Source organism: Vibrio sp. 1249-1, from assembly GCF_033340495.1.
On sequence record NZ_JAWOWJ010000888.1, the window covers coordinates 1 to 578 of the forward strand.

General features: G+C 48.1%; 1 pseudogene. It reads right to left on the bottom strand.

The window, feature by feature from the left end:
* Positions 1-578 (bottom strand): annotated as a pseudogene (locus R7Z50_RS29500) (ATPase); the annotation flags it as partial.

Genomic DNA, 578 nt, shown 5'->3' on the forward strand with positions numbered 1-578 from the left:
GGTGTACGAATTTCATGGCTCATTTTAGCCAAGAAGTCAGCTCGCGCTTGCGCGGATTTTTCGGCTTCTCTGCGTGCTAAGTTACTTTGCTTTTCAGCTTCGATCAGCGTTGTAATATCTTGCCCTTGAACAATGATGCCGCTGATATCACCATCGACGCGAATTGGCGATAAGGTCCAACGAAAGACTTTGTCACCAATGGGCACGTTCACTCCCGTCAGTGTCGCGCCCTGCGCTGCCATTCTTAAATGTGGTACCAGTTTGTCTTTGAATCCTTTAAATACAGGATGCATGGTTTCGATGTCATTTTCGATCACCAGTTCTTTGCGAGCTGCGGGATTGATTTGGATCAGCACGCCCGCTTCTGACCAAACCATGATTGGCGATAACGCGAAGTTAAACAGGTCTCTAAACGATCGCTTCTGAGCTTCTAATTCCTCAAACGTGCTTTCCAGCGTCGAACCAATGTGGTCAAACTCTTCAATATCCGACCCACCAAAACGCTCAAAGCCTTTTTCTTCCCGAGCAGAACGCGTGTAAGACATGAGCGACCCCAGCTCTTCCACAACTCGGTTTTC